Origin of the sequence: Actinoplanes palleronii, assembly GCF_016862315.1 — a bacterium.
Taxonomy (GTDB): Bacteria; Actinomycetota; Actinomycetes; order Mycobacteriales; family Micromonosporaceae; genus Actinoplanes; species Actinoplanes palleronii.
In genome coordinates, this window is record NZ_BOMS01000143.1 from 1 (window position 1) to 22,175 (window position 22,175).

Sequence of the window (22,175 nt, forward strand, 5' to 3'; positions counted from 1 at the left end):
GCCAGCAGTTAGCTACCCTCCGGAGGCGACGGAAATCGCACCCTACCGCGCACCGGCCGGGTAGTGCTTGCGCAGGTCGGCGCTCGTCATCCGGTCGAGCATGCGGTCGGGCAGGAAGCGGGCGGCGCGGGTGAGCAGCGCGGCCGGGGCGCCGATCGTGTATCGGGTGCGGGGCCGGCGGGCCGTCACGGCCGTGGCGATGCGCCGGGCGGCGACGTCGGCGGTGACCCCGGCCTCGGTGAACGCGGCCACGTGGGTGGGCAGGGCCTGCACCATCCCGCCGTACCGAAGGAATTGCTCTTTTGTCATCCGGGCGCCGAGGTCGCGGATGGCCGCGGTGCCGTGGCCGGCCATCGCGGTCTGCACGCCGCCGGGTTCGACCACCACCACCTGGACGCCGTGACCGGCCAACTCGTTGCGCAGCGCGTCGCTGACGGCCTCCATCGCGAATTTGCTCGCGGCGTACGGGCCGTAGCCGGCCATCGACACCTTGCCGTTCAGCGAGGTGATGTTGACGACCCGGCCGTGGCTGCGCACCAGGGCCGGCAGCAGGGCCTGGGTGATCGCGATGTGTCCGAAGACGTTCACCTCGAAGATCCGCCGCCAGTCGTCGAGCGGCAGCACCTCGACCGGGCCGGCGCCCGGGATGCCGGCGTTGTTGACCAGCGCGCGCAGCGGTCGAAGGTCGTCGGTGATCCGGGTGACCAGGGCCGCGATGTGGGCCGGGTCGGTGATGTCGAGCAGCACCGGTTCGATGCCGGGGGCGCGCAGGGCCTCGCCGTCCTGGTCGCGGCGGACGCCGGCCAGCACGTGGAAGCCGCGTCGGGCCAGTTCCCGGGCGGTGGCCGCGCCCATGCCGGTGGAGGCGCCGCTGACGATGACGAGTTCGCGAGTTTCAGATGACGTTGTCACCTGGATGATGGTGCCGCACTGAGATGACACTGTCAACCCGGTTGGGTGACGTTGTCAGCTGGATAGGATGCGCGGCATGGTCAGTCGCGTGGAATCCGCCGCCGCCACCCGTCGCGCCCTGCTCGGCGCCGCCGCGGAGCTGCTCGACGAGGGCGGGCCGGAGGCGGTGACGCTGCGCGAGGTGGGCGCGCGGGCCGGGGTGAGCCGCGGGGCGCCCTATCGGCACTTCGCCGACAAGGAGAACCTGCTGATCGCGGTGGGGGCGCAGGCGTGGGCCGGTCTCGGCGAACGGACCGGGGAACTCCGCACCGACGCGGAGCTCCCGGTGGCGGCGAAGCTACGCGGCGCGCTGCTCGCGCTGATCGAGATCGGTCGTACGCAGCCGCACCTCTACAAGGTGATGTTCAGCAATCCGCCCGGTGACCCGGCGGCGCTGGCGCGGGCTGCCCAGCACAGCCAGACCGAGTTCCTGGCGATCGTGGCCGCGCTGGTGGGCGAGGAGGCAGCCCGGCGGTACGGGGCGCTGCTGATCAGCAGCGCGAACGGGATCGCGGGGCTGGAGGTGAGCGGCCAGCTCGCCGACGAGAAGTGGGGCGGCGTGACCGCCGAGGACCTGGTGGACACGCTTGTCGACATGGTCGCCCGGGACTAGTCGTGTACTGGGATCCGATGCCGACGGTGGCCGCGTCTCCCCGGATACTGGTGGCCAACCGGGCCGAGCGGGAGCTGCTGCTCGGGCCGACGGAGAGGTATCTGCGCGGGCGTTGGGCTGACCGCGACTGGCGGAACGTGCCCGGGCCGTTCTACGGCGCGCGCACCGACAACTGCTGGACGGGGCGGGAGATCGCGCCGGACCACGTGGTCTACGAGGACGAGTTCGGCAGCGAGATCGTCTTCCGGCAGCCGCGGGACGCCGTCGAGGTCCGGCTCGTGCTGTCGGCCGCGTGGAACGATCCTTACGCGTCCTATGCGGTGGACGGGGACGCGCATTGGACGCTGGACCTCGTACGAAAATGGTGGTCTGACCGGGACCGGCTGGCGGCCTGGATCGACGGACTTCAGCGAGCCTGGTCGGTCAGCGAGCGGGCCGATGAGCGCGACAACGCGGCGGGCCTGCGGGATTTCGGGCGGTACCTGGCCGGTGGGCTCGAGGGGGATCTCCGGGGGTACGGGTTCTGGCTGGACCACCGGCGGGCGCCGCGGCCCGGTGAGACGCTTCCCGATCTTTAGGCGCCCGCGTCGGTGAGCAGCCGGATGGCGCGGGCGGCGGCGGCTCGGACCCGGGGAGTCGGGTCGGCGGCGAGGCCGGCCAGCTCCGGCAGGGCGTCGCCGACCAGGTGCCGTGCGGCGACCTTGGCGGCCATCTCGCGGACCCGCCACGCCTCGTCGGCCAGCGCGGTCCGGACCGCGGGGACGGCGCGGTCGTCCCAGTTCCACAGCAGGCCGCGCAGACCCCAGACCCGCAGCCAGTAACGGTCATCGCGGGGCGGGCCGCCGATGAAGTGCCGCCCGGCCGGTCCGCCCAGCACCAGGATCATCCCGGGGTCGCCGCCGTCGTCCTCCGTGATCAGGCGCAGACATCCGGCGACCACGGCAGCGGGGCCGCGCCGGAGGCATTCCGCCTCGATGCTCTGCCGGGGCGTGATGCCCCAGTGCGACGTGGTCGACATGTGGGCCAGTGTTCCATCGCCCTGCAGTCAGCAGATCGGCGCCGTGGTGGGTGCCTGAACTGCGCCGAACCACAGGACCGGCACTCCGACTCGGTGCGGCAGTTGTCCGGGTCAGGGGTGCGCCGCGAGGTTCGTGAGGGGGACGACCTCGAGCACGTAGTCCTCGGCCAACCCGGCCAGCGCCTCGACGGCTCCGGGCGCCAGAGCTGCCGACGGGTCAGCGGCGACCTGCGCCGCCAGCGCCAGGATCACTGAGTCCAGTACGCCGTCGCTGCGGTGATCTGTCACCGGCCGAGCCTACGAGGTGCTGAGATGACGCTGAACGAGCGCGCCGGCGGTTTCAGCCGGTTCACAGCGGGCCGCGGGCAGCCTGCGACGATGAACTACTGGCTGTTCGAACTGGTCAATGGTCGGGCAGGGCGCTCCGACGGTCTCGACGACGTGATGGAGTTCGTGGCGACCTGGCTGATCTACCCGGTCTTCGCGGTCGCCGGGGTGCTCGCCGCCCGGGCACTGTGGCAGCGGCGGATCCGCCCGGTGGTCGAGCTCGGCGCGGCGCTGGTGCTGGCGTTCCTCGGCGCGATCGGGATGTCGCACCTGAGCGGGCAGGTCCGTCCGTTCCAGAGCCACCAGGTCCACCAGCTGCTCGCCCACGATCCGGGGGTGTCGCTGCCGAGCGACCACGCGACCGCCGCGTTCACGATCGCGTGCGGCGTCTTCGTCTTCCTCAGCCGCCGGTGGGGTGTCGTGCTGGCCGTGGCGGCCGCGATGATCGGGCTGGCCCGGGTCTGGGCGGGCCTGCACTACCCGGGCGACATCGCGGCCGGCGCCGCGCTCGGACTGCTCGCCGTCGGTCTGGTGGTGATCTGCGGCCGGGTGCGACCGGCGACCGCGCCCCCGGGGCGGCCGGGTGCGACCGGCGGCCGGGCCACCGCGGAGATCTGACACAGTGCCCGGATGAACCAGCCGACGATCTCGATGGGACCTGTGCTCGGCGTGGTCCTCGCGGCCCTCACGCTGATCGCGGTCGCGGCAGCGCTCGCCGGCCGGCTCGGGGTGAGCCGGGCCGTGGTCACCGCCACGGCCCGGGCCGTCGTGCAACTCGGACTGGTCTCGCTGCTGATCGCGGCGGTGCTGCGGAGGTGGTGGTCGACCGCCGGGTTCATCGTGCTGATGGTGCTGGTCGCGGCGGTCACCTCGGCCCGCCGGGTCAGCACGCTGCGCCTCGGCTGGCTGGTGATCGTGCCGATCGTGGCCGGGGCGCTGAGCGCCGGGCTGGTGATCGTCGCTTCCGGCACTGTGCCGCGCAGCGAGGTGGCGGTGCTGCCGATCGCCGGGATCCTGATCGGCGGCGCGATGACCGCGACGTCGCTGTCCGGCCGCCGTGCCCTCGACGAGCTGCGGAACCGGCACGGTGAATACGAGGCGGCCCTGGCGCTGGGTTTCCTGCCCCGCGACGCCGCGCTCGAGGTGTGCCGGCCGACCGCCGGGCAGGCGCTGATGCCCGCTTTGGATCAGACCCGGACGGTCGGTCTGGTGACGCTGCCCGGCGCGTTCGTCGGGGTGCTGCTCGGCGGCGGGTCCGCGGTGCAGGCCGGGGCGACCCAGCTGCTGGTGCTGGTCGGGCTGCTGGCCGCCGAGGCGATCGCGGCCGCGGTCGCCCTCGAACTGGTCGCGGGCAGCCTGGTCGGCCGTCTGTCCCCGCGCTGAAGCCCGCCCTCTCTGCGCTGAAGCCGGCTCTCTCTGCGCTGACCCCCGGACCGATCGGGGGCCGGATTCAGGCGGGCGTCACTGCCCGCTTCGCCGCCGGCCGCAAAAACAAGATCAAGATCAAGATGGCGTACGTCAGCCACGCCGCGATCTCCAGCACCGTGGCCGACGAGGTCACGTTGATCGTGGCGGCGAGCACCGTCCCGTACCAGGAGGTCGGCGCGATCGTGGCCGACCAGTCGTAGGCGACCGCCGTCGAGCCCGGCAGCAGGCCGGCGACCTGGAACCCGTGCACCGCGTACTTCGCGATCCCGGCGGCGACCAGCACCAGCAGCACGCCGGTGCCGGTGAACAGGCGGCCGAGGTTGACCCGGGCCACCGCGGCGTACATCAGCACGCCCAGCAGCACCGCGGAGCCCACGCCGGCCAGCATGCCCAGCAGCGGGGCGACGGTCTCGCTGGCGGCCTGCGCGGCCGAGAAGACCAGCAGCACCATCTCGACGCTCTCCCGGATCACCGCGACGAACGCGAGCGCCGCGACGGCGAACCGGCCCAGCCCGAGCGCCTCGGTGAGCTTGCCGGTCAACTCGGTCTTGATGGTGCGGGCGCTGCTGCGCATCCAGAAGATCATCCAGGTGACCATGGCGACCGCGACCAGCGAGGTGATCGCCTCGAACAGCTCGAGGCGCACACCGGAGAGCACCGAGGTGGCCACGTAGGTGAGGATCGCGCCGAGCGCCGCGGCGCAGAGCAGGGCGAGCACGACGCCGGCCCAGAGCGGGAGCAGGCCGTCCCGGCGCTGGGAGCGGGCCAGTAGCGTGACCAGGATCGAGACGACCAGCGCGGCCTCCAAGCCGTCGCGCAGGCCGATGAGATAGCTGGCGAAGAACGCGCCGCCCACGGGTGTCTCCAAGCAGTTAGCCGAGCCTTACCTGACTGCCGTCAAACTCCTACAGACTGTAGGTCGATGTCAAGTCCGTGCTCGTGCAGGGGGCCGACCGTGAAGCCCCGGGCCCGGCAGTGGACCAGGATCGCGGGCAGGGCGCCGAGCATCGACTCGTAGGCACCCGGCGCGGCGCTGTGGTCGCTGTCGTGCAGCAGGATCGTGCCGCCGCCGGACAGCCCGCGTCGCACCGCCCGGAACACCGAGTCGGGGGTGGCCGCCGCGGTCCAGTCCCGGCCCCACGCGGTCCAGAGCACCGGGGTCAGGCCGAGCCGGCGGGCGCCGAGCAGGGCGGCGGTGCTGGCCACCCCGTAGGGCGGGCGCCACCAGCGGGGCTGCCTGCCGGTCACCGCGGTGACTGCGGCGGTGGCCCGGGACAGGTCTTCGAGGGTCTCGGCGGGACCGCGTTTGATCAGCAGGCGGTGGTCGTACCCATGAATGGCGATCTCGTGGCCCTCGGCCGCGACCGACCGGGCGACCTCGGGGTGTTCCTCGGCCATCCGGCCGAGCAGGAAGAACGTCGCCCGGATGCCGTGCGCGTCGAGCATCCGCAGCAGGCGCGGGGTGGCGTCGGGGTGCGGGCCGTCGTCGAAGGTCAGCGCGACGTGACCGGGCGCGCCGATGCCGGACAGCTGCGGGAACAGGCGCCGGCGGACCGGCCCGATCGCGGCGAGTGCCGGGCCGGCGTGCGCGGCCGCGACGGCGGCGAGCAGCCCGGCGCCGGTGGAGGTGAGGTTCATCGAGGTGCCTTTCGAAAGCGGGGGAACGACGAGCGGATCAGAAGTAGGACGCGGCGCGGGTGAAGAGCGTGCGCCGGGCCGGGGCCGGGTGCGCGGGGACGCGGTCGGGCAGGCCGATGACGTCGGCGGCGTCCGGGTCGGCGCCCGAGGCGGCGAAGACCTCCTGCTGGACGGCGGCGGCCGCGCCGGAGAGCGCCGACTGCACCGCCGCGGCGAGTTCGCCGGGCGTGCCGGGCCAGGGGGAGAGCCGCGCCGCCGCGAGGACCGCGGCGTTGGCCGCGCCGTGCCCCGGCAGACAGCGATAACTGATCACCGGGATCCCGCTGGCCAGCGCCTCCACGCTGGACAGGCCGCCGGCGTTGTGGACCGCGACGTCGGCGGCGCGCAGCAGCGACGGCATCTCGTCGACCCAGCCGAGCGCGATCGCCGAGCCGCTGCGGTGCAGCCGGCCACGCAGCGTCTCGTTGCGGCCGCAGACCACCACCGGCAGGGCCGCCCCGGTGCGGGCGATGTCGGTGGCGGTCTGCTCGACGTCGCCGACCCCCCACGAACCGGCGATCACCACGGCGAGGCGTTCGTCGGCCGGGAGCCCGAGACGGCGCCGTACGGCGTCGCGCTCGGCGCGGTCGTGCACCGGCCGGAACGCCGGGTCGACGATCGGCGACACCGCCAGGGCCGGGGCGTCCATGGCGTGGATCTGCTCGGCGGTGGCCCGGCCGGGCGCCAGGTGCACGTCCACGCCGCCGGCCACGCAGAGCGGGTGCACCGACGGGTCGGTCATCACCGCGGCGACCGGAACAGCCAGCCGCCCGGACCGGCGCAGCCGCCCGAGGACCTGACTGGCGAGGGGATAGGTGGAGACCACCGCGACGGCGTCGGTGCCGATCGCGGCCAGCATCCGGGTCGCGGCCAGGCCCGCGGACAGCCCACCGGCGCCGGCGCCGAGGCGCGGCCCGGCCATCGCGTCGAGCAGCCATCCCCAGCTGGCCGGCATGGTGCGCAGCTGGCGGGCGTAGGCGTCGCGCAGCGTCGCACCGAGCCCGGCGGGCAGCATGTCGAGGAAGTCGTGGCGGACCGAGGGGATGCCGCGTTCGGCCAGCCGGCGGGCGAGCTCGCGGGCGGCGCCGTCGTGGCCGGCGCCGATGCTCGCCGAGAAGATCACCACCGGGCCGGGTGCGGTCACGGTCACCACGACGACCGGGCCAGGGCCGGCCGGTCGCGGCGGGTGACGCCGAGGTAGGCGACGATCCCGAGGACGGCGGCCAGGAAGACCAGGCTGGTCAGCACCGTGCCCAGCGCGAAGGTGAACAGGATGGCCAGCCAGGAGAACGCCTCGCGGCGCGGGGCATCGACCGCGTGGATCGACAGGACCTTGCTCAGGTAGCCCCGAACGGATCTGCTCGTCATGGCCGGGACACTGGCGGCGGCGGGTTGAGAGTTCGCTGAAGGCGAGGTCGTTCAACGGTTTCTCAGCGTCGCGTCTCTAGCGTGCCGGCATGCACTCACTGCTCGATCCGCAATCGCTGATCACCGCCGTCGGCCTGGCCGGCATCCTGGCGATCGTCTTCGCCGAGTCCGGTCTGCTGATCGGGTTCTTCCTGCCCGGCGACTCGCTACTGTTCACCACCGGCCTGCTGGTCGCCGGCGGCGTGCTGCTGCACCAGCCGCTCTGGCTGGTGCCTGCTGGTGTCGGTGGCCGCGGTCCTCGGTGATCAGGGCGGCTGCCTGCGGCTGTTCAAACAGCAGAATGTGGCCCGGGCCGGCGTGTTCTTCGAGCGGTACGGCGCCCGGTCGCTGGTGCTGGCCCGGCGCGCCCAACCCGCTGCCGCCAGGCGATAGACGCCCGCGTGCTCAGCCCTCCTCGGCCAGGCGGTAACCGGCGCCGCGGACCGTCTCGATCGCGGTGCGGCCGAACGGGTGGTCGATCTTCTTGCGCAGGTAGCCGACGTAGACCTCGACGATGTTCGGGTCGCCGTCGAAGTGCGCGTCCCAGACGTTCTCGATGATCGCGGTCTTGGTCATCGCCTGGCCCCGGTGCCGCATCAGGAACTCCAGCAGGGCGAACTCGCGCGGGGTCACCGCGATCGGCTGGTCCCCGCGCAGCACCCGGCGCTCGGCCGGATCCAGGCTCAGGTCACCGGCGCGCAGCACGGCGGGGCGTTCCGGCGCGCCCCGCCGGATCAGCGCCCGCAACCGGGCGATCAACACCACGAACGAGAACGGCTTGATCAGGTAGTCGTCCGCGCCCAGGTCGAACGCGTCGGCCTGGTCGTAGTCGCCGTCCTTGGCGGTCAGCATCAGGATCGGCGTCCACACCTCACGGGTGCGCAGCTGGCGGCACACCTCGTAGCCGTTCAGCCCGGGCAGCATGATGTCGAGCAGGATCGCGTCGTAGGTGCCGTGCGGGCGCTCGGTGGCCGTCCACAGCCCCTCGGCCCCGTCGTGGACCAGGTCGACCGTGAACCCCTCCTGGGTGAGCCCGTCCCGGATCGTCTCCGCCATGGCCACCTCGTCCTCCACCACCAGCACCCGCATCCGACCGCCTCTCCGTGTCACCGACCCGGCAGGCTGCTCGCCGGCCGCTGAAAAACCGCTGAAGACCTCTTTCAGGCCGCCTTCAGCAAGCCGCCGATACCGTGACCGACATGCTCCAATTGTTACGGCGGCGGCTCGGTGTGCGGATGCGGTCCGCGATCGCGGCCGGCATCGTTGTCATCGTCGCGTCCCTCGGGGTCGGCGCGATCCTGCTGGTCACCGCGCGGGGCATCCTGCTCGACAACGTCACCACCGCCGCGAACGACCGGGCCGCCCAGGTGACCAGCGCGCTCACCTCGGGCAACACCGGCGCCCTCGAGGTGGCGTTGCGGACCTCGGGCGCCGGCCGCAGCCTGGCCCAGGTGCTGACCACCGGCGGCGAGGTGGTCGGCGCGTCCACCGCGATCGAGGGCGCTGCGGCGATGTCCGCGCTGCGCCCGGCGGTCGGCCGCCGGCTGACCGAGACGAAGGATCTGCGCCTGGGCGAGGGGGAGCCGTGGCGGATCCTGGCGATCGGGGTCGACAGCCCATCCGGCAAGCGGGTCGTGCTGGTCGCCGAGTCGATGGACGCGGTCGCGGACAGCACCGAGGCGATCCTGACCGCCATGCTGCTGGGTCTGCCGGTGCTGGCCGTGGTGGTCGGTGTCGCCACGTTCCTGTTCGTCGGGCGCACGCTGCGCCCGGTCGAGGCGATGCGCCGGCAGGCCGCGACGATCACCGCGACGAACCTGCACGCCCGGCTGCCGCTGCCGGCCGCCGATGACGAGATCGCCGCGCTCGCCACCACGATGAACACCATGCTGGACCGGATCGAGACGTCCGCCGCGGCCCAGCGCCGGTTCGTCTCGGACGCCAGCCACGAGCTGCGCAGCCCGCTCACCACGATCCGCGCCAACGCCGACCTGCTGGCCGGCGCGGTCCGCAAGCGACCGGCCGCGGTCGAGGAATGGGTGGGCGGGGCCCGGAACCGGTCAGGCGCGGCCGGGGAAGCGATCGGGGAAGAGGTGGGTGCGGCCGGGGAAGAAGCGGTCGCGGTCCGGAATCGATCAGGCGCCGCCGGGGAGGAGGCGGGTGGGGTCCGGTGCCCGGCGGGCCCGGCTGAGGACGAGAGTGGTGCGGCGAGCGCGGAGCGGGACGACGCAGCCGAGCGGTCGGCTCGCAGCATTGAACGGATCCGGGCCGAGAGTGCGCGGATGTCGCGGCTGGTCGAGGATCTGCTGCTGCTCGCCCGGGTGGACGACCAGCCGGCGCCGCCGCGCCACGAGGACGTCGACCTGGACGACCTGGTCTTCGCCGAGCGGGAACGGGTCGGCCTGGAACACCCCGGGCTGCGGATCGAGGGCGGCGTCTCGCCGGTGCGGGTGGTCGGCGACCCCGACCAGCTCACCCGGGTGCTGCGCAACCTGGTCGACAACACCGTCCGGCACGCCCGCGGTCGGGTCACCATCGGCGTCGGCGCCCGGGACGGGCACGGCGAGATCGTGGTCGGCAACGACGGCCCGGCGATCCCGGCTGCCGACCGGGAACGGATCTTCGACCGGTTCGTCCGGCTCGACGACAGCCGCTCCCGCGAGGGTGGCGGCGCCGGGCTCGGCCTGGCGATCGCCCGCGAGATCATCACCGCCCACCAGGGCACGCTCACCGTCGACGACCTTGCCGAGGGTGCCGCCATGCGGGTCCGGCTCCCGGTAGGGCCGCAGTGACTCCGGGAGCCGGGCACCTACAAATTGTAGGGGATAGGGTCGGGCTATGACAGTGCAGACACGCGACCACCCGGCCTTCGCCTCGACCGTGATCGGCCCACCGGCGGCCGCGTTTGTGCTGCTGGCCATGGCGGTGGCCGGACGGGCCGGCCCGCTGATCAGTTTCGACACCGTCGTCAGTGCGCACGCGCACGCCGTGGCCCTGGCCCACCCGCTCTGGCGTTCGGTCATGCTGGCGGTGACGGCAACCGGCAGCACCGCGGTGATCGCCCCGCTCGGCGCGCTCGGCTGTTTGATCCTGCTGGCCACCGGCCGGTGGCGGCAGGCGGTGTTCGCCGCCGCCGCGTTGGTGGTGACCCCGCTGGCCCGGCTCGCGGTGCTGGCGCTGATCGCCCGCCCGCGCCCGGTCGACCAGCTGGCCCCGGCCGCGAACTACTCGTTCCCGTCCGGGCACAGCGCCGCCTCGGCCACGGCGGCGCTGGTCCTGGTGCTGGTCTGCTGGCCGCTGCTGCGCCGCCGGGGCCGGATCCTGCTGGCGGTGCTGGCCGGGGCGTGGGCGGTCGCGGTCGGGGTGAGCCGGGTGGCGCTGGTCGTGCACTGGCCCACCGACGTGGACGGCGCCTGGCTGTTCACCGTGGCCATGGTGCTGACCGTGGGCCTGGTGGTCCGCCGGACGCTCGGCCCGGCGGATCAGCGCGGGCGCAGCGCGGCGTGGATCAGCTCGCCCGGGGCGTAGACCGCCTCGCGGTCCAGGCCAGGAACACCGCGAGCCCGAGCGGGCATCGCGCCGGTCCTCAGTATCGGAAGCCCCGGACCAGTTCCCGCAGGTCGCTGGACATCCGGGCCACCGTGGCGATCTGGCCCTGCGACTGCACCACCTCGGCCTCCGCCTGCCGGGCGCTGCCGGCCACGCCGGTGATCGTGGCGGCGATCCGGGCGCTCGCCTCGGCGGCCTCGGCCACGCTGCGCCCCATCTCGCCGGTCGTCGCGGTCTGCTCCTCGACGGCCGCGGCGATCGCTCCCTGGTAGTCGTTGATCTCGTTGATCACCTCGCCGATCCGGCCGATCGCGGCGGCTGCCTCGGAGCTGGTGGACTGGATCGCGCCGATCCGGCGGGCGATGTCGTCGGTGGCCGCCGCGGTCTGCTGGGCGAGGTCCTTGACCTCTCCGGCGACCACGGCGAAGCCCTTGCCCAGTTCGCCGGCCCGGGCCGCCTCGATCGTCGCGTTCAGTGCCAGCAGGTTGGTCTGCTCGGCGATCATCGTGATCGTCTTCAGGACCTGCTCGATGTCGGCGGAGCTCTGACCCAACTGCTCGATCGTGGCCGTGGTGCCGGTGACGATGGCGACGGCGTCGCTGGCCACCGCCGCGGCCTGGCCGGCGCTGCGGGCGATCTCGCTGATCGCGGCGGTCATCTCACTGGCGCCCGCGGTGACCGTGCTGATGCTGTGCGAGGCGCTGTCGGCGTCGCCGGACACCGTGCTGAACTGGGTGGCCAGGTCGCTGACCCGATGCGAGATCTGGTCGCTGCTGGTGGCGAGGTGATCGGCGGCACCGCCCAGGGTGTCGGCCGACTCGACGATGGTGCCGACCGTGTGCCGCAGTGCGGTGTTCGCGGCGACCAGTGCCGCCCCCATCTGGCCCAGCTCGTCCCGGCCGGAGACACCGGGGTCACCGGTGAGATCACCGGCGGCCAGGTCGCTGAGCACTCCGCGGACCCGCAGCAGCGGCCCGACGACCACCCGGGCGACGAGCACACCGATCACCAGGGCGACCACGATCACCACCAGCGAGATGATCACCATGATGGTGCGCTGCCGGCTCTGCTCCGCCGCCGCGGTGACCTTGGTCTGTTCGCCGGCGGTGCCCTCGGACGCGGCGAGCTCGTCCAGGGCCGCGCCGAACTGCTTGTTCGCGGCGTCCAGCGCGCCGCCCGAGGCGATCAGCGCCTGGCCGCGGGCGGTGTTCCCGGCGCGGGCGAGCGGCACGAACTGCTTGTCGCGGACCTCGCGCCACTGACTCAGGCCCGCCTGTGCCTGGGTGATCAGGGCGGTCCGGGCGGCGTCCAGGGTGCCGTGGTCGCTGACGTACGCGGTGATCGCGTCGTCGGCGGCCGCATCGGTTTCGGTCATCTTGGTGATGACGGCTTCCTGGGCCTGCCCCGGCGGCAGGATCAGCACATCGCGGATCTCCACCCGGGAGTCACCCTGCATGTCGCGCAACGTGACCAGGTCGTTGAGCGGCCGGGCGACCTGGTCGTACATCACCTGGGTGCGTTTGCCCTCGGCGGAGAGCGCGGCCAGCCCGGACCAGGCGACCACGGCGATGCCGATCGCCGCCAGCACGACCGGGGCCAGCACCTTCACCTGGACCGAGACATCCGCTACCCACGAACGTGTCCGGCTCATGTCGTCCCCTCCCGCCTGCTCCGTCACCTGTCGTCAGGATGCAGTGCCGGGTGCCGCGACTCACCCGGTTCCGGGTATTGGGGCCTGTTTCGCGGCGGTAGTCAGACGGCGAACGTCATGCCGAGCGGCCGGCCTCGGCGAGCAGCGCCCGCAGGACCGCGGCGTCGGACGCGTCCAGCCCGGCGGCGAACTGCTGCAGCGTGGCGTGCCGATCGGTGCCGGCCGGCAGCGCCGCCCGCATCTGCGCCGCGGCGGCCGTCGCGGCGTCCTCGGCCGGCCAGTACTCGTGGCCGCGCCCGGCCCGGCGCCGCTGCGCCTGACCCTTCTCGTGCAGCCGGATCAGGATCGTCTGCACGGTGTTGTACGCGAGGTCGTCCCCGACCTCCTGCTGCACCTGGGCGGCCGTCATCGGCGCGCCCGCCGCCCACAGCGCGGCCATCACGGCCGCCTCGAGCGCTCCGGGCCGCCGCCTGTCCTTCGTGACCATCCTGACCTCCGCGGCCAGGATATCGGCACACCGGTATCCGTGAATGACCGTGAATGCCGGATCATGGGGTGGTGCGCAGGTAGAGCGCCATCGTGCCGTTCTTCACCGTCCACAGCCCGGCGCGCCGGAACCGGTCGTGCAGCAGTCGCCGCAGGTCGGGCCGGGTGGCGACCGGATCGGCGAAGCGGCCGTTGGCGACCAGCCAGATCCGGTCGGTGCCGGCGAGCCGGGTGACCGGGTCGGTGTGCTCGGCGGCGGTGAGGGTCGCGGTCTGCGCCGCGCTCCGGCGCAGCAGGACGTCCTGCGGGCGGCCGCGGTCGGCGCGCAGGTAGTAGTCGAGCCCGGCGCGCATCGTGCGGCCGCGCTGGAACACGATGGCGTCGCCGGGCTGCTGTCCGCGTTCGATCACGGCGGCCAGCGTGCGGTAGTCGCTGCCGTTCTTGATCGTCGGTCGCCGGACCGCGAGCTGCCCCGGCACCGCGGCCATGGCGAGGACCGTCAGGGCCAGCAGGCTGCCGCGCCGGCTCCGGTACAGGCCCGCCGCCGCGACGATGGCCGCCGGCAGCAGGATGAACAGCAGGTACCGGTTCACCCAGAACGAGACGCCGGCGAACGCGGCCGCGCAGATCAGCGCGGCCGGCAGCAGCGCGACGGCCGCCATCTCGACGACCGGCCTGGACGGCCGGATCAGGGCCAGCCCGAGCAGCCCGAGCAGCAGCCAGGCCACCTCGGGTGAGCCGGCCAGCAGCCCCGGGAACGAATAGACGGCGCCCAGGGTCATCGGTGGCATCCAGTGCAGCTGGGTGTCCCGCTGCTGCAGACCCCACCAGATCAGCGGCGCGACCACCACGACCGTGGCCAGCACCGCGGCGCACCACGGCAGCCAGCGCCGCCACTCGCCCCGGTACCGGACCAGCAGCACCGTGGCGTGCCCGGCCAGCGCCGACAGCGCCACCAGGCTGAACAGCCCCAGTACCGCGATCGCCGCGGCATAGGCCGTCCATCGGCCGACCCCGGGCCGCTCCACCGCGTGATGGAGCAACAGCAGCGCCAAGATCGAAAAGAGGCAGGCTATCGCGTACGGGCGGGCCTCGGCCGCGTACCGGGAGATGTTCGGCACCAGGCACAACAACCCGCCGGCCAGGGTGCCCGCCGCCGGGCCGAACAGGCGCGCGCCGAGCGCCCCGGTCAGCGCGGCCGCCCCCGCCATCGCCAGGATCGACGGCAGCCGCAGGCTCAGCACCGAGTCGCCGCACAGCTGGATCCAGGCGTGCATCGACAGGTAGTACGCCCCGAACACCGCGTCGAGGTGGTGGATCAGCTGCCAGATCTGCCCCACCGAGCGGTGCGCCACGTCGGCGGTGGCGATCTCGTCCCAGCTCAGGACGGTCCGGGTCGGCCGGATCAACCCGATCACCAGCATGTCCACGCCGGGCCCGGCGATCGGCAGCCACCGCCGGGCGCTCCGGTTCGCCGTCACGGCGCGGACGGTGGCGCCACCGGGCCGGTCGAGGGTGATCGTCATCCGCTCACCGTTCCGGCCCGCCCCTGAACCGATGCTGAGAACGTCACCCGACCCCGCCTCCCCGTTCTGTCGCCGCCTCGGCTCACGGCGGCGATGGCGGCGAGCGTGCCACACCGGGACCACCCGCCCGCGGCACCGACGGTCCACGCCCCGGCCGCGATGGCGGTCCACCGGGTTTGCCCGGCACCTAGGCTGGGGGAATGGCGCGGACAGCGGTGATCGTGGGCGGCGGCATCGGTGGTTTGGCGGCCGCGGTCGGGTTGCGCCGGATCGGCTGGGACGTCACCGTGCTGGAGCGGGCGCCCGCGTTCACCGAGGTCGGCGCGGGTCTGTCGCTGTGGCCGAACGGGCTGCGGGCGCTGGAACTGCTCGGGCTGCGCGAGCAGGTGATGGCCCAGGGTGTGGTCGAGGCCCGAGGCGGGGTGCGCGACCGGGCCGGGCGATGGCTGTCGCGGTCGAGTTCGGCGGCGATCGAGCGCCGGTTCGGGTTGCCGCTGGTCGTGGTGCACCGGGTCGACCTGATCCGGATCCTGCTGGCGGCGCTGCCCGCCGACGTGCTGCGCGCCGGCGTGGCGGTGACCGAGCCTCCGGAGGCCGATCTGGTGGTCGGCGCGGACGGGCTGAACAGCACGATCCGGGCCGGCCGGTGGCCCGGGATCACGCCGCGCTACGCCGGGCACACCGCCTGGCGGATGATCACGAACCCGGTGCCGCCGCTCGCCGACGGCGCGGTCACCTGGGGTCCGGGGGAGCGGTTCGGGTTCACCGCGATGGCGGCCGGGCGGGTCTACTGCTTCGCCACCGGCACGGTCGCCGCGGGCCAGACGAGCGCCGACGGCGAGTATGCCGAGCTGCGCCGCCGCTTCGGCCGATGGCCGGATCCGATCCCCGCACTGTTGGCGGCCACGTCACCGGAGTCGGTGCTTCGCCATGATGTGTACGAACTGCCGCCCCTGCCGTCGTTCGTCGCCGGCCGGACCGCGCTGCTCGGCGACGCGGCGCACGCGATGACACCCAGCCTCGGCCAGGGTGCCTGCCAGGCCCTGGAGGACGCGGTGACCCTGGCGGCGTGCCTGGACCGCGACGGCGACGTGCCGTCGGCGCTGGCCGCCTACGACCGGGTGCGGCGGCCGCGGACCCAGGCCGTGGTGCGGCGTGCGTCCCGGCTGGGCACGATCGGTCAGCTGGCCTGGCCACCGGCGGTGGTCGCCCGCGACGTCGCGGCCCGGCTGACCCCGGCGGCCGTGACCCTGCGGTCGATGGCCCCGATCCTCGGCTGGCGTATGTGATCATGACCGGGTGCCCGACTGGACCTACCACCCTCTGCGGCCGGTGGCGGCCGCCGTGCTGGGCCGGCGGCGTTCGCAACTCCTCGCGTTGCGGGCGCTGGGCGCACTGACCGCCCGCCCGGGCGGTGCCCGCCTGGTCGCCACCGTGTTCGCGCATCCCCGCCCACCGGCCGGCGTCGCGGGGCGGCTCGGCGCGGTGGTGCCGGTGGAGGTGGCCCGGGATGCGATCCGGGCGCTGCCGGTCCAGGGCGCCGACGTGATCGAGGTGGGGCCGGTCGGCGTCGGCGACGTGGCGGCGGTACGCGAGGCGGTGGCCGGCCGGCGCTGCGTGGTCATCGTGCGCGCCACCAGCGAGGACGTGGCGGCGCAGCTCACGCCGTACGTCGAAAGGGTTTTTGTCGGTGCGGACAGCGACCTGATCCGCCTCAGCGACCCTGCCGTCGCGTCGGCGGTGGCGGCCCTCGCCGACCCGGCCGTGACGGTGCTGGCGACGCCCGGGGTGCTCGTCGACGCCGGGCCCGGCTGGTTCCAGCGGGTCATCGAGGCGGTGACACCGGCCGCGCCACCGGTCGGGCTGCGCGGCGTTCCCCGCGACCCGCGGCGCTGGCCGGCGTGGTGGTGGGGCGTGCTGGTCGGGCTCGGCATGATCGGCGGCGGACTGGGCGCCGCGGTGATCACCCTCGGGCCGGTGCTGCTCTGGTACGACAACGACTACCTGCGGATGAACCGCGAACAGCTGCACGCGGTCAACCACCACCTGGTGCACTTCCTGCAGCACGACCGGATCACGATGGCCGGCACCATGGTCGCGATCGGGGTGCTCTACACCGGCCTGGCCTGGGGTGGCATCCGGCAGGGATGGGCCTGGGCCCGCACCGTCTACCTCGTCTCGGGCGCCGTCGGGTTCCCCACCGTGCTGTACTTCCTCGGCTCCGGCTTCGTCGAACCCCTGCACGCCGCGGTCACCGTGCTGCTGTTCCCGATGTACCTGATCGCGGTCTGGAAGCGCCCGGCACCGCCGCGCTGGCGCGTGCTGCCGGACGGCCCAGAACGTCTCCGGCAGCGCGCCCTGGTCGGCCAGCTCCTTATGATCATCACCGGTCTGGGGCTGCTGGCCGGTGGCGCGACCGTCTCGGTGGTCGGGCTCAGCACGGTGTTCGTCCCCACCGACCTGACGTTCCTGGGCACCGATGCCGCCCACCTGCAGGCCGCCAACGCCCGGCTGCTGGGGTTCGTCGCCCACGATCGGGCCGGCTTCGGCGGCGCGCTGATGGCCGCCGCGCTGGGCGTGACCCTGCTCAGCGCGTGGGGCTGGCGCCGCGGCGAGGCCTGGGTGTGGTGGACCCTAGCCCTGTCCGCGGCCGCGGGTTTCGGCCCGGCCGTGGTCGTGCACGTCCTGATCCACTACACGAGCTTCGTGCACGTGGTCCCGGTCTACATCGGCATCGTTCTGACCACTGTCGCACTCACCCTCGCCCGGCCTTATCTGTGCGCCCGGCGGTCGTGACCGCCGTCTCTTGTCCGGTGGACGGTGCACCGGTTTGATCGACGGATGGCTCTGATCGCTTACGACAGTGCGGACGCTGCGGCGTTCGCGCAGACCCGGCACCTGCGCGACGACGACCTGGCTGTCTGGCGGGCGGCGATCGGCCGGTATCTCGGGCCCCGGCCCGGGATGCGCCTGCTCGATCTCGGATGTGGCACCGGGAGCTGGGCGCGGGCGTTCCGCACCTGGTGGCCCGAGTCCGAGATCCTGGCGGTGGAGCCGTCCGCGGCGATGCGCGAGCGCGCGGTGGTCGAGCCGGTGCTGGCCGGCAGCGCCGAGGACATTCCGGTCGCGGACGCGAGCCTCGACGGGGTCTGGCTCTCTACCGTGATCCATCACGTCGCTGACCTGGAAGCGGCTGCCCGGGAGATCCGGCGGGTGCTGAAGCCGGGCGCGCCGGTGCTGATCCGGTCGGCGTTCGCCGGTCGGCACGAGGCGATCAGCCTGTTCCGCTGGTTCCCGGAGGCGGTCGCGGTGCTCGACCGCTATCCGAGCATCGCCGGGGTGGAGGCGGCGTTCGCCACGGCCGGGTTCAGCACCGCGGGCTGCGAACCCGTGGCGCAGGTGACCGCGCCGTCGCTGGCGGTGGCCGCCGCCGGGCTCCGCCGCGAGGCGCACACGCCGCTGCAGCTGATCAGCGACGAGGCGTACGCGGCCGGCGTCGCGCGGTTGGCCGAGGCCGCGTCTGCGCCGTCCGGTCCGGTCGTCGATGCACTCGACCTGCTGGTGCTGCGGTAGGACGGGCTTCGGCGGCTGTCTCTCCAGCTGGGGTGTGGTGTTCTCCGACGATCAAGAGTGCAGTGACCGAGGAGACGGCCGAGGCACTACTGGAACGCAAAGACATCATCGGCCGGCGAGTTCTCTCGTGACAGCCAGTTCGGCGACTGCTTCCGCTGCGAGAGCGGTCAAGGTGAGAGCTGCCGTCAGCGTGTTCGAGCACAGCCGTAGTCAAGGGATTAATGCTCACGATCGCCGGGTCGCCGTCGCCGGTGGGTGGCGTGGTCTTCGGCGCATCCGGGGGTAGCGAGACAGGCACTTACGTCGTTCGGCTGTGCGCGAGGGAGGGCCAGAAACGCTGGGCCCAGTCGAGCCAGCTCTCGTGGTCGGGTGGTGGAGCGGGCAGAACCGTGCCGGAGAGCTCGTCGGCGTCGGGGGCCTCGAACTGTTCTCGCCACGGGTCGAGTTCCGCCTCGGCCATCGGGAAGGTCTGCTCCGGCGTGTGTTTCCAGCGATGCTGGATGCGGTGCCACTGCACGTCGCGGTCCACCGGCAGGTAGACGATCTCGCAGGACGCTCCCACCGAAGCGGCCAGCGAGCGCAGGGCGGAGCGTTCGTCGCGTGACCAGAGTCCGAAGTCGAGGACGACGTCGAGGCCCAGGCGCAGGGTGTCGAGGGCCAGTGCCACGAGCCGGCCCTCCAGCAGCCAGCGTTTGCCGCCGGGCTCCTCGTGACGGTCCTCCTGACCGAAAAGGGTCAGCGCCCACTCGTCGGGGGTGAGCCGCAGGGCGCTGCGGGCCGCTGCCAGCTCCCGCGCTCGGAAGGTCTTTCCGGAGGCGGGTAGGCCCACCATCAAGAACAGGGTGGGACGGTGATCCGCCGCCCGTGAATCACTCACTTTCCCATCGTACGAAATCTGGTTTGTTCAGCCGGCGGGGGCGGGCGGTCTGAGGGTGGGCGCGGTCTGCTGGTCTTTTTCGGTCGGGGGTGGGACGTCGGCAGGGACCACCGCGGGCTGCTCGGGGATGTCCGGCGGACGCGGGGTGGCTTCGGCCGGAACCACCAGCAGGGCGAACAGGTCGACCGCGATGTGCATGGCGATCGCCGGGACGAGGCTGCCGGAGAGCAGGGTCAGGATGGTGAACAGCAGGCCGACGAAGCCGGAGTTCAGCACGCCGAGACGGCCCTGGTAGGCGTGCATGGCGGCGAACAGGACCAGGCTCAGCGCGGCGGCGACCGGCATCGGCAGGTGGAAGACCGTGATGCCGAGGGCGATCAGCGCGCCGCGGAAGAGGATCTCCTCGGTGACGCCGGCGGTGATCGACAGGGCGGCGGCGTGCCAGCGTTCGCCGGTCGTTCGCGGGACCAGGGCGGCGATCTTGACTCGCTGCGGGTGGATCTGACCGGCGCGCATGCTGCGGCGGGCGCGGACGGCACCGATCCCGGTGGACAAGATCAGGGTCGCGGCGGCCAGCCAGCCGAGGGTGCCGCCGTCCGGGACTCCCGCGGTGGGGCCGCTGCCCGGTCCGGCCAGGCCGATGTCGGTGAGCGAGAGACCCGCGCTGAACACCACGAGCGTCGCCAGGACCGCGCGGACCCAGCCGATGACGATGAAACGCCGGTAGAAGCGGGACCGGTTCGCGGGCACGGCATCGACGGCCGCCAGCGCGCGCCGGGTGCGGACGGTGCCCACCGTCGCGTCCACCAGGACCGCGAGCACCAGGGCGACCGAGAGAATCAGCGACATCACGATCGAAGATCATGATGAACTGCCGGGCCGCTGGCAACCCCGGCGGGGATGCGGTGCCGGGCAAGAGCGACAAAATTTGGTACGGCGGGATGCGGCGCTCGTAGCATCGGTGGGTGCGTGTCCTCTGGAGCACCTGGTCGGGGCCGGATCCAGCGCTGCGGCAGGTGTTCGCCGCAGACCAGCCGGCCGCGTTGGCGACGGCCGTGGTCGGTGGGGTCGAGGTCGTCGTCACGCTGACCGAAGGGCATGAGGACTTCGACTGCAACCTTGGCGACCTGCATCACCAGCGGTGCCCCGAGCCGGGGATGCGGATCTGGGAGCGCGCGACCGGCGCTCTGCTCCGGACCGTGCCGGAGGTCGGCTCCTCGGCGCTGCTCGTCACCGTGGTGGTCGACGGGCGGCCGCTCGCGGTGGTCCGGGAGTGGGCGCGACCGCCCACGGTGGTGGACCTGGAGACCGGCCGTGGGCTCGGGACACTGCCCGGCCATGACAGCGCCTTGGATGTTCAGGACATGACCGCCGTGATGCTGGCCGACGGCCCCGCGGTGGTGACCGTCGGCTGGGACGGGTTCCTGCGGGTCACGGCCCTGCGGAGCGGTCGGACCACGAGTGTGGACACCGGCGAGCGGTTGAACGCGGTCGCTGTCGTGCACGTCGCCGGCCGCCCGGTGGCTGCGACAGGGCGTGACGCGGTGACCTTGTGGGACCTCGTCGACGGCACGCGAGCCGGTGCCCTGCGCCTGTCCTCTGACGGCGGGGTCCCCGCCGCGATCGTCAGCTGGTCGGGGAGCTCGATGATTGCTGTGCTGGACTTCGACGGCGTGATCACGGTGGGGGATGCCGGGGCCGGTGGTCGTCGGCTGCTCGGCGAGCGTCTTGCGCTCCGGCCATGGAGCATTGCCGCGCTCGTCGCCGCCGATGGCCGGCCGCTGCTGGGCATGGCGGACGGCGAGACCGTGAACCTGTGGGAGGTGCGGGCCGAGGTGTCGGTCGGCGCGCCGCTGATCGGGCCGGTCAGTCACGCCCGGATGCTCTCCGGCGGGCCCGGCGTCCTGCTTGTCGGCTCGGAGGCAGACGACGCGATCTCTATGTGGGACCTCGGCGGCGAAGGGCGGCCGGGTGTCGGTACCGGGCATCCCAGCGACATCCGGTGCCTGGCCGTCACCCCGGACGGTGAGGTCGTGGCGGGTGGGGGTGACGGGGTCCTGAGTGTGTGGCGGCTGGCCGACGGTGTTCGGGGGCCCGACCTCGGGTCGCTGCCCGGGAAGGTCAGTGCCGTCGCCGCGGTGCAGACCTGTGTGCTGGCCGCCGGGGGTGACCTGCGCTCACTGTTTCGATGGGTGGACGGGGATTCCGCGCCGGCGGTCACACTGGACGACGGCGAGGACGTCGACATCGCTGTCCCGTTCGAGCTCGACGGCGAGCCGGCCGTGCTCACCGCGGGATGCCACGGCCAGATCCGGCTCACCCAGGTCCGGACCGGGTTGCACCTGGGCACGATCGTGAACCGCCATCCGCCCCGCGGCGTCGCGGTAGGACTGCTGGACGGGCGACCCACCGCCGCGATCGGGGGCATGTTCGGTCCGATGACGGTCTGTGACCTGGTCGCCCGTACCGAAAAAGGGGTGAACGTCGAGATCGGCGAAGCGGTCCGGGGATGGATCGGGGCCGGCCCTGCCGTGGTCACGGTGCGCGGTTCTCTGGTGCGGATGCACAACCTGCGCACCGGCGAGGTGTCGCCGGTCGAACCGGGCCAGGACGTGCCGGTCGCCGCCCTCGCGGCAGCCGATGGCCTGATCGCGATCGCCCGGGTCGACACCACGGTGTCGGTCGTCGACGCCACCACCGGGCAAGGACTCGGCCGGCTCACTCTGCCCTGTCCGGCCCAGGCGCTGGCCTGGGCACCGCACGGCCGACTGGTCCTGGCCTGCCGCCGCGACCTCTACTGTGCCGAGGTCGACCGGCTCACCCCACCGGGTATTGGTGGCGCTCCGGCAGGGTGATGATGATGCGGCCGATGCGCAGGAAGTTGTCGACCTCGAAGTTGGTCAGCTTCTCGCCGTTGCCGGCTCGCCACGGGAACATGCCGGCGAGCCGTTTGACGTACCAGCGATCGAGGGTTTCGTCGTGGGCGGTGGTGCCCTCGGGCAGGTCGACGGACCTTACGGTGGCGGTCACAGTCTCGGCTCCTTCGTGGTGGACTCGTGGAACACGAACATAACGATCTTGGAAGGAGTACG

Annotated in this window: 24 protein-coding genes and 1 pseudogene; 11 read left to right on the forward strand and 14 right to left on the reverse strand. The window is 73.0% G+C overall.

Annotation, left to right across the window (positions count from 1 at the left end; translation table 11 throughout):
• Positions 1–42: 42 nt before the first annotated feature.
• On the reverse strand, positions 43–912 hold the full coding sequence (locus Apa02nite_RS42105; protein ID WP_203830076.1) for an SDR family oxidoreductase: 870 nt from the start codon (positions 910–912) through the stop codon (positions 43–45).
• A gap of 76 nt (positions 913–988) precedes the next feature.
• On the opposite strand from Apa02nite_RS42105, the gene Apa02nite_RS42110 reads away from it, so the two are divergent.
• Together Apa02nite_RS42110 and Apa02nite_RS42115 are read left to right on the forward strand one after the other, a co-directional pair.
• Entirely contained in the window at positions 989–1,564 is a 576-nt protein-coding gene (locus Apa02nite_RS42110; protein ID WP_239164934.1) for a TetR/AcrR family transcriptional regulator, read from the forward strand.
• A 26-nt stretch (positions 1,565–1,590) separates the two neighbouring features.
• Positions 1,591–2,142 (forward strand): ferredoxin, encoded by a 552-nt coding sequence (locus Apa02nite_RS42115; RefSeq protein WP_203830077.1) that lies wholly within the window; start codon positions 1,591–1,593, stop codon positions 2,140–2,142.
• Here Apa02nite_RS42115 and Apa02nite_RS42120 read toward each other — a convergent pair.
• Both Apa02nite_RS42120 and Apa02nite_RS42125 read right to left on the reverse strand, forming a co-directional pair.
• On the reverse strand, positions 2,139–2,582 hold the full coding sequence (locus Apa02nite_RS42120) for a HEAT repeat domain-containing protein (RefSeq protein ID WP_203830078.1): 444 nt from the start codon (positions 2,580–2,582) through the stop codon (positions 2,139–2,141). The two genes, Apa02nite_RS42115 and Apa02nite_RS42120, sit on opposite strands and share 4 nt — an antisense overlap.
• Before the next feature lie 111 nt (positions 2,583–2,693).
• Positions 2,694–2,870, reverse strand: a complete 177-nt coding sequence (locus Apa02nite_RS42125) for a hypothetical protein (protein ID WP_203830079.1) — start codon at positions 2,868–2,870, stop codon at positions 2,694–2,696.
• A gap of 24 nt (positions 2,871–2,894) precedes the next feature.
• Between Apa02nite_RS42125 and Apa02nite_RS42130 the strand changes: the two genes are divergently transcribed.
• Positions 2,895–3,527 carry a phosphatase PAP2 family protein gene (locus Apa02nite_RS42130; RefSeq protein ID WP_203830080.1) on the forward strand — a complete coding sequence of 211 codons (633 nt, stop codon included), beginning with the start codon at positions 2,895–2,897 and terminating at the stop codon, positions 3,525–3,527.
• A 12-nt stretch (positions 3,528–3,539) separates the two neighbouring features.
• On the forward strand, positions 3,540–4,292 hold the full coding sequence (locus tag Apa02nite_RS42135; protein ID WP_239164935.1) for an ABC transporter permease: 753 nt from the start codon (positions 3,540–3,542) through the stop codon (positions 4,290–4,292).
• A gap of 67 nt (positions 4,293–4,359) precedes the next feature.
• On the opposite strand, the gene efeU is transcribed toward Apa02nite_RS42135, so the two are convergent.
• From efeU to Apa02nite_RS42155, 4 genes are read right to left on the reverse strand one after another with little or no spacing between them, the layout of a single operon-like run.
• Positions 4,360–5,205 (reverse strand): iron uptake transporter permease EfeU, encoded by an 846-nt coding sequence (efeU, locus tag Apa02nite_RS42140; RefSeq protein ID WP_239164936.1) that lies wholly within the window; start codon positions 5,203–5,205, stop codon positions 4,360–4,362.
• A 29-nt stretch (positions 5,206–5,234) separates the two neighbouring features.
• Positions 5,235–5,975, reverse strand: coding sequence for a polysaccharide deacetylase family protein (locus Apa02nite_RS42145; RefSeq protein ID WP_203830081.1), 741 nt, complete (start codon positions 5,973–5,975; stop codon positions 5,235–5,237).
• 37 nt (positions 5,976–6,012) lie between these two features.
• Entirely contained in the window at positions 6,013–7,164 is a 1,152-nt protein-coding gene (locus Apa02nite_RS42150) for a glycosyltransferase (protein WP_203830082.1), read from the reverse strand.
• The gene (locus Apa02nite_RS42155; RefSeq protein ID WP_203830083.1) at positions 7,161–7,382 is read right to left on the reverse strand and encodes a hypothetical protein; all 222 of its coding nucleotides are present in this window, start codon (positions 7,380–7,382) and stop codon (positions 7,161–7,163) included. Before Apa02nite_RS42155 ends, Apa02nite_RS42150 begins: the two co-directional genes overlap by 4 nt.
• An 89-nt stretch (positions 7,383–7,471) precedes the next feature.
• Between Apa02nite_RS42155 and Apa02nite_RS42160 the strand changes: the two are divergent.
• A pseudogene (locus Apa02nite_RS42160) lies at positions 7,472–7,784 on the forward strand (DedA family protein); the annotation flags it as partial.
• 42 nt (positions 7,785–7,826) lie between these two features.
• Here the strand turns inward: Apa02nite_RS42160 and Apa02nite_RS42165 are convergent.
• A complete protein-coding gene (locus Apa02nite_RS42165) occupies positions 7,827–8,510 on the reverse strand; it encodes a response regulator transcription factor (protein WP_203830084.1) in 684 nt (227 codons plus the stop codon).
• Between the two features lie 110 nt (positions 8,511–8,620).
• On the opposite strand from Apa02nite_RS42165, the gene Apa02nite_RS51580 reads away from it, so the two are divergent.
• The gene (locus tag Apa02nite_RS51580) at positions 8,621–10,213 is read left to right on the forward strand and encodes a sensor histidine kinase (RefSeq protein ID WP_239164939.1); all 1,593 of its coding nucleotides are present in this window, start codon (positions 8,621–8,623) and stop codon (positions 10,211–10,213) included.
• A gap of 46 nt (positions 10,214–10,259) precedes the next feature.
• The gene (locus tag Apa02nite_RS42180; RefSeq protein WP_203830085.1) at positions 10,260–10,949 is read left to right on the forward strand and encodes a phosphatase PAP2 family protein; all 690 of its coding nucleotides are present in this window, start codon (positions 10,260–10,262) and stop codon (positions 10,947–10,949) included.
• A 58-nt stretch (positions 10,950–11,007) separates the two neighbouring features.
• Here Apa02nite_RS42180 and Apa02nite_RS42185 read toward each other — a convergent pair whose 3' ends face one another.
• The 3 genes from Apa02nite_RS42185 to Apa02nite_RS42195 form a co-directional block, all read right to left on the reverse strand.
• The gene (locus tag Apa02nite_RS42185; RefSeq protein WP_203830086.1) at positions 11,008–12,621 is read right to left on the reverse strand and encodes a methyl-accepting chemotaxis protein; all 1,614 of its coding nucleotides are present in this window, start codon (positions 12,619–12,621) and stop codon (positions 11,008–11,010) included.
• Positions 12,622–12,736: 115 nt separating this feature from the next.
• On the reverse strand, positions 12,737–13,108 hold the full coding sequence (locus Apa02nite_RS42190; RefSeq protein ID WP_203830087.1) for a BlaI/MecI/CopY family transcriptional regulator: 372 nt from the start codon (positions 13,106–13,108) through the stop codon (positions 12,737–12,739).
• Positions 13,109–13,169: 61 nt separating this feature from the next.
• Entirely contained in the window at positions 13,170–14,633 is a 1,464-nt protein-coding gene (locus tag Apa02nite_RS42195; RefSeq protein ID WP_203830088.1) for a glycosyltransferase family 39 protein, read from the reverse strand.
• Positions 14,634–14,833: 200 nt separating this feature from the next.
• Here Apa02nite_RS42195 and Apa02nite_RS42200 point away from each other — a divergent pair, with 200 nt between their 5' ends.
• Genes Apa02nite_RS42200 through Apa02nite_RS42210 form a run of 3 tightly spaced genes read left to right on the forward strand, consistent with a single transcriptional unit; the run spans position 14,834 to position 18,206 of the window.
• A complete protein-coding gene (locus Apa02nite_RS42200; RefSeq protein WP_203830089.1) occupies positions 14,834–15,922 on the forward strand; it encodes an FAD-dependent monooxygenase in 1,089 nt (362 codons plus the stop codon).
• 10 nt (positions 15,923–15,932) lie between these two features.
• Complete coding sequence (locus Apa02nite_RS42205; protein WP_203830090.1) at positions 15,933–17,429, forward strand: hypothetical protein; 1,497 nt, start codon at positions 15,933–15,935, stop codon at positions 17,427–17,429.
• A 45-nt stretch (positions 17,430–17,474) separates the two neighbouring features.
• Entirely contained in the window at positions 17,475–18,206 is a 732-nt protein-coding gene (locus tag Apa02nite_RS42210; protein WP_203830091.1) for a class I SAM-dependent methyltransferase, read from the forward strand.
• A 298-nt stretch (positions 18,207–18,504) separates the two neighbouring features.
• Here the strand turns inward: Apa02nite_RS42210 and Apa02nite_RS42215 are convergent, their stop codons facing one another.
• The gene (locus Apa02nite_RS42215; protein WP_239164940.1) at positions 18,505–19,083 is read right to left on the reverse strand and encodes a P-loop nucleotide/nucleoside kinase family protein; all 579 of its coding nucleotides are present in this window, start codon (positions 19,081–19,083) and stop codon (positions 18,505–18,507) included.
• Between the two features lie 27 nt (positions 19,084–19,110).
• Positions 19,111–19,932, reverse strand: coding sequence for a CPBP family intramembrane glutamic endopeptidase (locus tag Apa02nite_RS42220; protein ID WP_203830092.1), 822 nt, complete (start codon positions 19,930–19,932; stop codon positions 19,111–19,113).
• Positions 19,933–20,048: 116 nt separating this feature from the next.
• Between Apa02nite_RS42220 and Apa02nite_RS42225 the strand changes: the two genes are divergently transcribed.
• On the forward strand, positions 20,049–21,938 hold the full coding sequence (locus Apa02nite_RS42225; RefSeq protein ID WP_203830093.1) for a WD40 repeat domain-containing protein: 1,890 nt from the start codon (positions 20,049–20,051) through the stop codon (positions 21,936–21,938).
• Here the strand turns inward: Apa02nite_RS42225 and Apa02nite_RS42230 are convergent.
• Entirely contained in the window at positions 21,901–22,113 is a 213-nt protein-coding gene (locus tag Apa02nite_RS42230; RefSeq protein ID WP_203830094.1) for a hypothetical protein, read from the reverse strand. The two genes, Apa02nite_RS42225 and Apa02nite_RS42230, sit on opposite strands and share 38 nt — an antisense overlap.
• Positions 22,114–22,175 lie beyond the last annotated feature (62 nt).

Bases quoted from the DNA above. Each gene is read 5' to 3' on its own strand.
- Apa02nite_RS42165 (WP_203830084.1), bottom strand. From the start codon at position 8,510: ATGCGGGTGCTGGTGGTGGAGGACGAGGTGGCCATGGCGGAGACGATC.
- Apa02nite_RS42145 (WP_203830081.1), bottom strand. From the start codon at position 5,975: ATGAACCTCACCTCCACCGGCGCCGGGCTGCTCGCCGCCGTCGCGGCC.
- Apa02nite_RS42195 (WP_203830088.1), bottom strand. From the start codon at position 14,633: ATGACGATCACCCTCGACCGGCCCGGTGGCGCCACCGTCCGCGCCGTG.
- Apa02nite_RS42220 (WP_203830092.1), bottom strand. From the start codon at position 19,932: ATGTCGCTGATTCTCTCGGTCGCCCTGGTGCTCGCGGTCCTGGTGGAC.
- Apa02nite_RS42130 (WP_203830080.1), top strand. From the start codon at position 2,895: ATGACGCTGAACGAGCGCGCCGGCGGTTTCAGCCGGTTCACAGCGGGC.
- Apa02nite_RS42120 (WP_203830078.1), bottom strand. From the start codon at position 2,582: ATGTCGACCACGTCGCACTGGGGCATCACGCCCCGGCAGAGCATCGAG.
- Apa02nite_RS42190 (WP_203830087.1), bottom strand. From the start codon at position 13,108: ATGGTCACGAAGGACAGGCGGCGGCCCGGAGCGCTCGAGGCGGCCGTG.
- Apa02nite_RS51580 (WP_239164939.1), top strand. From the start codon at position 8,621: ATGCTCCAATTGTTACGGCGGCGGCTCGGTGTGCGGATGCGGTCCGCG.
- Apa02nite_RS42155 (WP_203830083.1), bottom strand. From the start codon at position 7,382: ATGACGAGCAGATCCGTTCGGGGCTACCTGAGCAAGGTCCTGTCGATC.
- Apa02nite_RS42180 (WP_203830085.1), top strand. From the start codon at position 10,260: ATGACAGTGCAGACACGCGACCACCCGGCCTTCGCCTCGACCGTGATC.
- Apa02nite_RS42110 (WP_239164934.1), top strand. From the start codon at position 989: ATGGTCAGTCGCGTGGAATCCGCCGCCGCCACCCGTCGCGCCCTGCTC.
- Apa02nite_RS42200 (WP_203830089.1), top strand. From the start codon at position 14,834: ATGGCGCGGACAGCGGTGATCGTGGGCGGCGGCATCGGTGGTTTGGCG.
- Apa02nite_RS42210 (WP_203830091.1), top strand. From the start codon at position 17,475: ATGGCTCTGATCGCTTACGACAGTGCGGACGCTGCGGCGTTCGCGCAG.
- Apa02nite_RS42135 (WP_239164935.1), top strand. From the start codon at position 3,540: ATGAACCAGCCGACGATCTCGATGGGACCTGTGCTCGGCGTGGTCCTC.
- Apa02nite_RS42185 (WP_203830086.1), bottom strand. From the start codon at position 12,621: ATGAGCCGGACACGTTCGTGGGTAGCGGATGTCTCGGTCCAGGTGAAG.